This window comes from Calothrix sp. FACHB-168, assembly GCF_963889195.1.
GTDB classification, from domain to species: Bacteria; Cyanobacteriota; Cyanobacteriia; order Cyanobacteriales; family Nostocaceae; genus Aulosira; species Aulosira anomala_A.
This window is the reverse complement of sequence record NZ_CAWPNJ010000073.1, coordinates 23,686-31,362: the sequence shown is the minus strand read 5'-3', so window position 1 is coordinate 31,362 and position 7,677 is coordinate 23,686. Positions and strand designations below refer to the sequence as shown.

General features: G+C 36.1%; 8 protein-coding genes. 5 read left to right on the top strand and 3 right to left on the bottom strand.

Going from position 1 to position 7,677, the window contains the following annotated elements; all coding sequences use genetic code 11:
* Nucleotides 1-713 precede the first annotated feature (713 nt).
* The 3 genes from AACW45_RS33315 (at nucleotide 714) to AACW45_RS33305 (ending at nucleotide 3,441) form a co-directional block, all read left to right on the top strand.
* Nucleotides 714-881 carry a hypothetical protein gene (locus AACW45_RS33315; RefSeq protein ID WP_190637485.1) on the top strand — a complete coding sequence of 56 codons (168 nt, stop codon included), beginning with the start codon at nucleotides 714-716 and terminating at the stop codon, nucleotides 879-881.
* A gap of 1,140 nt (nucleotides 882-2,021) precedes the next feature.
* Entirely contained in the window at nucleotides 2,022-2,831 is an 810-nt protein-coding gene (locus tag AACW45_RS33310; RefSeq protein ID WP_190637479.1) for a hypothetical protein, read from the top strand.
* Nucleotides 2,832-2,853: 22 nt separating this feature from the next.
* Nucleotides 2,854-3,441 (top strand): hypothetical protein, encoded by a 588-nt coding sequence (locus AACW45_RS33305; RefSeq protein ID WP_190637477.1) that lies wholly within the window; start codon nucleotides 2,854-2,856, stop codon nucleotides 3,439-3,441.
* A 197-nt stretch (nucleotides 3,442-3,638) separates the two neighbouring features.
* On the opposite strand, the gene AACW45_RS33300 is transcribed toward AACW45_RS33305, so the two are convergent.
* The gene (locus tag AACW45_RS33300) at nucleotides 3,639-3,833 is read right to left on the bottom strand and encodes a hypothetical protein (RefSeq protein ID WP_190637475.1); all 195 of its coding nucleotides are present in this window, start codon (nucleotides 3,831-3,833) and stop codon (nucleotides 3,639-3,641) included.
* Between the two features lie 354 nt (nucleotides 3,834-4,187).
* On the bottom strand, nucleotides 4,188-4,718 hold the full coding sequence (locus AACW45_RS33295; protein ID WP_190637474.1) for a hypothetical protein: 531 nt from the start codon (nucleotides 4,716-4,718) through the stop codon (nucleotides 4,188-4,190).
* A gap of 340 nt (nucleotides 4,719-5,058) precedes the next feature.
* On the opposite strand from AACW45_RS33295, the gene AACW45_RS33290 reads away from it, so the two are divergent.
* Entirely contained in the window at nucleotides 5,059-5,385 is a 327-nt protein-coding gene (locus tag AACW45_RS33290) for a ribbon-helix-helix domain-containing protein (RefSeq protein ID WP_206758490.1), read from the top strand.
* Nucleotides 5,386-6,520: 1,135 nt separating this feature from the next.
* The gene (locus AACW45_RS33285) at nucleotides 6,521-6,655 is read left to right on the top strand and encodes a hypothetical protein (RefSeq protein WP_277880461.1); all 135 of its coding nucleotides are present in this window, start codon (nucleotides 6,521-6,523) and stop codon (nucleotides 6,653-6,655) included.
* A gap of 524 nt (nucleotides 6,656-7,179) precedes the next feature.
* Here AACW45_RS33285 and AACW45_RS33280 read toward each other — a convergent pair.
* Nucleotides 7,180-7,656: a hypothetical protein gene (locus tag AACW45_RS33280; RefSeq protein ID WP_190637470.1), complete on the bottom strand. Its 477-nt coding sequence runs from the start codon at nucleotides 7,654-7,656 to the stop codon at nucleotides 7,180-7,182.
* Between the last annotated feature and the right edge of the window lie 21 nt (nucleotides 7,657-7,677).

Genomic DNA, 7,677 nt, shown 5'->3' with positions numbered 1-7,677 from the left:
CGTCCGTTAATTTAAATTAACGGACGTAACAGGTTATATCTGCCTGAGGCTTCTCGTTATGTCTTTATAGAACTGGTTATACTCATTTGCATGTCTGCATTAGAACTGGTTATATCTGCGTTAATCCCGTTATACTCTTGGCGTAACTAGTTATATAATGCATTTTTAAAAGCCTTACTGTATAAGGCTTGTAGCGGCTAACAGCATCAGGTTATATCTATATATCAGAGAATGTTCTATTCTCCTATTTAACCAGTTCTATTTGTGCTTTAACAGTTCTAGAAATAACCTAACTAGTTCTAGTAATCAAATAACGAGTTACATTAATGTTAGAACCCGTTTTATTTTTGTGTTACTGGTTATATCTGTGTTAGAACTACTTGGTATAATAACCAGTTCCCCGTATATTAGAACCCGTTTTATTTTTCTTACTGGTTACATCTGTATTAGAACTACTTCGCTCCAAAGTGCGATCGCCTGCCTATCTGCCTGCCTTCCCTGACTAATACCCATCAACAACAATCATCAAAAGTTTGCCGATTTTTGGCTATGGCTTGGGTAACTTCTCTATGCTTCCCTGGAGTGCGATCGCCTGCCCAATTCCCCATACCCAATGACTAATGACCATCGCCGCCGCCAAATTCAGGAACAATTTGTTCCTCAAATTTTCCCCGCTGCACTCCCCCGGTGCGATCGCCTATGACCAATTCTCTATGCCCAATGACCACCGCCAAGTTCAGGAACAATTTGTTCCTCAAATTTTCCCCGCCGCGCTCCCCTTCACCAAAACTCAGGAACAAATTGTTCCTCAAAATTTCCCCGCTGCACTTCCCAGGAACAAATTGTTCCTCAAAATTTCCCCAATGCCCAATGCCCAATGACTAATGCCCCACTTCAGTATGCTTTGGTAGTCACGACGTTTTTATACTTTTTCGGTAGTCACCACTGAGAATCATCGCCGTAGTCACGACCTATTTTTTTAATTCTCAGTATGCTTTGGTAGTCACGACATTTTTATACTTTTTCGGTAGTCACCACTGATAAATTCAGTATTTTGTATTAGAGCTTGATACCGTAGTCACGACCTATTTTGTATCAGAGCTTGATACCGTAGTCACGACCTCTATATATATAGATATTAAATAACATGACTACCAAATATAACTACGTGACTACGGCCTTAAACACAAAACCCCAAAACCCCCAATTCTAAATCTAGGCGTGACTACCGCTACCCCTCTTAAAATGCCCTGTATTCCCTTGAGGGTACAAATCTATCAGCTAGCCAATAGATGCGGCTTAATGCCCAAAAATAAGCCCACTGCGCGAATGCTTTCGGCGTGGGGCGATTGGGTTATGGGTTCCTCTGTTTTCCGTATTTTTCCAAGGGGCTGGGCAGAGGGTACGAGAGAATGGGGGTTCGGGCGATCGTCTTTTCCTTTAACTGGATTTTTGGAGTTTTTTGAACCATGCTCACACTGGCTTCCATCGTTACAATACTTTTTCATTGGGCATTTTAGCTATTAAAAACTTATTTGATAATGATAATCAATAAGGCTATTTTGAGTATTTTAACTGATTGACAAAATGCGCTTTATTTTAACCTCTCACGGATGATTCCGAAGCGATATCGGCTGGTACTGGTTATTGGAATAAAAGTGAGGGAAATGCAGCGATCGCTTTCTGCTTTGGTATGGGATTACCACTTAAGCACATCACTAATTGATTTACCTTTGTGGCTAGCTAATTTTGCATATTGCACGCGATATTAAAGTGTTTTTTAAAGTTTTATTACATATTTACTAAAAACTGCATAACTTTCAATCACTTCTACCGATATATTAATTTAAATGCTTAAATACTTAAAATTATCATTATCATTTTTTATCTATCTTTAGACAGATATTTTATTACTTTACTCTATTTTAGGTTGATTTTGATAGTTAGATAATGCTAAATTTTCCAAATGCTTTGCAAATGCAAAAGTATCATAACTTATTGTTTTATTTAAACCAATATTTATGACTGTAAAAGTTTATTTTTGGCGTCCTGGACTGTTAAAAAGTAGTGGATTGAGTGCTTTTTTGCTTAGGGATGTAGGTCATGTTTCGATAGAAATTAACAATAATTACATTAGCCATCGCCCTAGCTTAGAAAATAATAATAATACCCAGACTCATTTAATAGAATATGCTTTGCAGTATGCATTTCTTAGCGAATCAATTAATAATGATGATGATGATGATATAAAATCATTATCATTAACAGATCATAACAAAACTTCAAATAAAGATTACTCAAAGAAGTATGTAACTTTAAATGCTGTTGAATCTGCTGCCAAAACAAATTTTAATTATTATCAAGAATGTTCTGCTAAAGGACGTAGTGCAGATAGAGTAATTGTAATACCTAACCTTAATGAATATAAGATGTTAGAATATTACAAAACACAACAGAGGTCAATGTATCATCCAATTTCTAATAATTGTTCTACATTTGTAGCAAATGTTATTAGAAGTTCTTTAAATTGTTCCTCTAAATTGTGTTCTTATTGTTCACTTAGATATGAGGATGAGAATCCATTATCGTATATAAAATCTATTATTACAAATCCATTATTCAACGCTACTGAAGCAATTACAAATACTGGCGGATTCAGAGAATTTATATTACAGACGTTTGGGATTTCTGACAAAAGTTTTCGTGTATGGACACCTAGTTTAATAGAAGAATTTATAGAGCTACTACTCATGAATAGCTCAAATAAATGTCTGGGAAATAAATTTAATATGATTGATAGCGTTATTGATATTTTTGATGGCTTATTTTAATAACCAATAATAGAAAAACACAATGCAAACAAGTGATCTAGTTGCTTTTACAGCTTTAATTATTTCTCTTTATGGTATTTGGAAGCAAAATAAAGGTGTTCAAGAGCAAATACTAGCACAAAATAAAAATGTTCAAGAGCAAATACTAGCACAAAATAAAAATGTTCAAGAGCAAATACTAGCACAAAATAAAAATGTTCAAGAGCAAATACTAGCACAAAATAATGGTGTTCGACAGCAAATACTAGTAACGAATATTAGTGAATATACAAGACGATATCAAGAAATTTTTGAAAAGTTACCTAAAACTGTAATTGAAGAAGATTTCAAAATTGATAGTTTTTCCGAAAATGAACAAGTAACAATATTGCGACCTATGTGGCTCTATTTTGATTTGTGTTATGAGGAATATACTTTATATCATGAATTAAATCTTATTGATGAAAAGGTATGGAGACTTTGGGAGTCAGCAATGATATCCTCTTTTAGTAGACCCGCTTTTTACCAATGTTGGAATTTGATTTCTCAGCAATCCTTTTATCCTCAAGATTTCTCTAAATTTGTTAACGATATAATGTTAAAGAAACACAATCTTCAACGAAAAATTTAATTATAGCCACAATTTTTAGATAATTGAACCGTAAATGACAGTAAACTGAAGAGGTATTAGCCAAACTGCTAAAGACTCCTAAAATTGCTTACAAGTAGCCTTACCTTTTTGTCTAATGCTTTTTAGGCATTATGCAAAATTAAAACCTTTCTTCGTGCTTTTAGCGTGCTGTTTGCAGTTGGGCAATGGAGCAAAAATTACTCTTGATTTTCTTCACTTTCCCCATTCCGGCTGAGTAACTCTATTAGTTCTCGGACTCCTAATGCTTGGGCCAGCAAGGTACCCCCCATCTCGGAGGACGTACCAAGACTTTTAATGTCGCTGGCAAGTCGATGTAGGCTTAAATCTTCAGCTTGTGCTTGCTGTAACTTCATTTCATAAAGATTCAGCATTTTTTCGACAACATCTAAAAATCGGCAACCTAAATACTCAGATCGCTGTCGAAAATCTTCTAATCTCTGTTGATGGTCTTTTATTTTAGTTACTGGTTATACTGCCATCTTCATTAGCAGCGGTGGATCGTTTTTCTCCGTCAAAAAAAACCCCTACCAAAGTAGGGTATCTGGCTTCTAACAACACATTACCTTAGAGATTGTTTCAAAAGTGGTAGTCGGTGATTTTAAGCATTGGTTGATTCCCCAGCCTAGCTCCCCTCTTCTAATAGCAAAATTCTCAAAATTCCCTTTTTAAGGAGATTTAGGGGTTTTTAAAAGCTTTTACCAACAACTGGACTTTTAAACATTCTCTTATCGTTTCTTATTATTGTTGCCTGTGAAGTAATAGCCAATTACTACACCAATCAACCCACTCGCTACGTTAACTAGCAATGGTACGAATTGCTGAATCATTTCTTTGTTAACATAGCCACCACCTAATGAGCCTATGATGATCAATAGTATTGAAGCCACTATGATCATCATAAAAATGTCTGTGAGTTTATTAACCAGTCCAGATCTAGTCTGGTTATCGATTTGCTCATTTGTTTCAATTTTTTTGACTTTGTCAGTAAGCTTTGTTACTGCTTCAGTAAGCTTTGTTACTTGATCAAAAAGAGTTTTATGTTCCTTTTCCCATAGAAGGGGGTATTTTTCAGCCAATGCAATAGCCAAATCTTCTTCATCTTTGTTACGCATTGGTACAGATGCTACATGGTTTCTAGAAGCAACTGATTCAGGAATTTCAGAATCATCAAATGAATGTTCTTTAGTTCCCTTCTGCTCTAGCTCCCTTGATGTTTCTATACTGCTTTTATTGTTGCTGTGTGGGGTAATCGTCATTGATACTCCTTGCAATCGCTCTCTCTATAATTTTAACACATCAATCTGGTTGCTTTTTGGTGTGTTTAAGTGTTTAAATGGTGTGGATAGCACCCAAAATTTTTGCTCTGGTGATTAACAAGATAACAATTTATGCCAAAACCCTCATGGGATAATCATTTGGGCTGATTTATCAAGTGTATTAATACTCACCAAAAATCACCTATTTTCTTTCAGTATGTACGGTAATCCACACAATATCATTGCATCTGTCACCAAAATTGGTGTTCTAATCCACCACAAAAGCATATTTTTGATGTATACTAAATATAACAAGCTTTGGAGTAAAAGTGTATTCATCATGAAAGGATTGTCAAACACACTTCCAGATAAGAACATTAGAGATCAAGATTTGCCAATAGATACTGAAAATCAACAAAATCAAAGTTCAATCAACACTTCTGCTGAATTCCCAGATACTAATCCTGCAAAACGTATGTCTGTTACTTTGCCAGGAGATATTGCTGATTATTTAGATAAATGGGCTAAAGCTGAACATGTCTCGATTAATGAATTAATTAGGAGATCCATATCAACTGAAATTTTCTTGCAAAAAGAAATTCGTGCTGGTTCAAAATTGTTATTACGTCGGAATGACAATCAAATTAGCGAGATAATATTTAGATAGAAGTTTTTCACTAATCTGATATCATTTTTCATGGATTATTTCGTTAATTTTCCACCAGGAACAAGTGTAAATCCTGATTTCTTGTAAAGCTAAACAATAGAGGGGTCGTAAACTGTAAAAAATCATTAATAACAATTTCAACAGTTTTAACACGACCTCTCAAAATAAAGATTTTCAAACTGAATTTTTAAGTATTTAAAAAAAATATTTAAAAGTATCAAAATATATTCTAATTAGTTATAGTTTTTCTAAAAAATTTATTTCTACAATGCTATATTAGAACCCGTTTTATTTTGGTTACTGGTTATCTCTGTATTAGAACGGCTTGTACTCCGAAGGGCGATCGCCTGCCTTCCCTGACTAATACCCATCAACGACAATCATCAAAAGTTTGCTGACTTTTAGCTATGGCTTGCGGAATTTTTCTATGCTTCCCCGAAGGGCGATAGTCGTGTGATTTGAACTAAAAATTGAGATTTTAACTCATGATATGCTTCAGAAATGAGTATCCAGTTTTTAGTTCACTTTTAATATTCGAGTTTTTTTACTCATAATGATTATCGTTTAGGGGATAAAAAGACTGATACGAGAAACGTTCGTATCAATCCTTCAGCTTGATTATCATTATTATTCAGCTACGGTTTGAGTAGGCGATCGCCCAACAACAGAGCGATCGCTTGGACAATGAAATATTTTATTTTTACTCAGATATCTACTAAAACAAAAGTTTTGAACCATAATATGGGCATTTGAACCATATTTTGAATTGGAAGTTTAAGTTAGAGCAATTTTGTCAGGAATTTTTTGTGCAAATTTTATCCAATTGTGTTTTTTAAACTCATTCTCTAGTTATGATTCAGAATTTCAACTCTCACCCATAATTTGATTCAAAGTTTTAATTTGTGATTAGCACGAAAGCCTGAATTTTCGTTAACTTTTTTCTAATTTATGGATCAAAATTTTTCTCACATTATGATTCAAAGCATAAGTCGCTCCGCGAACCGCCGCAGGCATCGCGTCCATCAGTTATGTTTTATTTTTGGCTTGTGGCATAACCAAGCTGGCGAAGTTCCCCGGTGCGATCGCCTGCCTTCCGAATTCCCCGCCGCTAAATTTTCCCAATGCCGAATGACGAATGACCACTGCCCCACTTCAGTATGCTTTGGTAGTCACCACTGAGAATCATCGCCGTAGTCACGACCTTTTTTTTAATTCTCAGTATGCTTTGGTAGTCACGACATTTTTATACTTTTTTGGTAGTCACCACTGATAAATTCAGTATTTTGTATCAGAATTTGATACCGTAGTCACGACCTATTTTGTATCAGAGTTTGATACCGTAGTCACGACCTCTATATATATAGATATAAACTAACGTGACTACCAAATATAACTACGTGACTACGGACATAATCATAAAACCCCAAAACCCCCAATTCTAAATCTAGGTGTGACTACCGCTACCCCTCCTAAAATGCCCTTTATTGCCTTGAGGGTACAAATCCATCAGTCAAGCACTAGAGGCTGCTTAATGGGCAAAAATAACCCCACTCCTCTGATGTTGCAAGTGGGGTGATGAGGGGTAGAGGGGCGGGGCGATTGCAGTCAGGCAGAAACTAATAAGTCTTTAGCTCACAAGGTGTTTTGAAGTAAACCAGCCTAATCCCCAATTCCCAAGACTTGAATTAAGTGTACTACCGATAAAAATTTAGGATTTACATCTTTTGAAACAATAAATTCTGAGATTTCAATTGAACATTGGGGTGCGATGGCGAAAGGCGATGGTGTGGAATATCAATTTTCGTCTGTTGCACCAACTCCTAGAATGTGTCTGCGGATGAGTGCTGCGTCTTCGGGGCTTAATCCTTTCTGCTTCGGGGTTACATGCTCTTGTGTCGATTGAATTTTGGTTGTCTTCTCGATTCCGCCTAGCCGCAAAATTTCAACCGCAGCTTTCAACTTTGTATCATCCCGTGCCGCGTTTTCCATCAGATCAATTAATGTCTGAAGGGCTTTTGGGACTGCTTCAGTCAGTGTATCTGTCACTTGAGGCAGAATTGTTCTGACTCTTTCCTGCTGTAGCTCCTCAACAACTTTTAACGCCCCTCGATTCCCCGCTTCAATTGCTTGCTCAATATGGGGTTTTTTACGCCACAGAAAACTTGAGCGCCGAGAAATATTAACTGCGGCACCTGCTTCCTCAGTGCTATAGCCAGATAGCAGCAGATTTACAAACTGGAGTTCTTTGTCAGTAAAGCTTTCTGTTCCCATTGAGGTCTGGTGTGTTTGCAC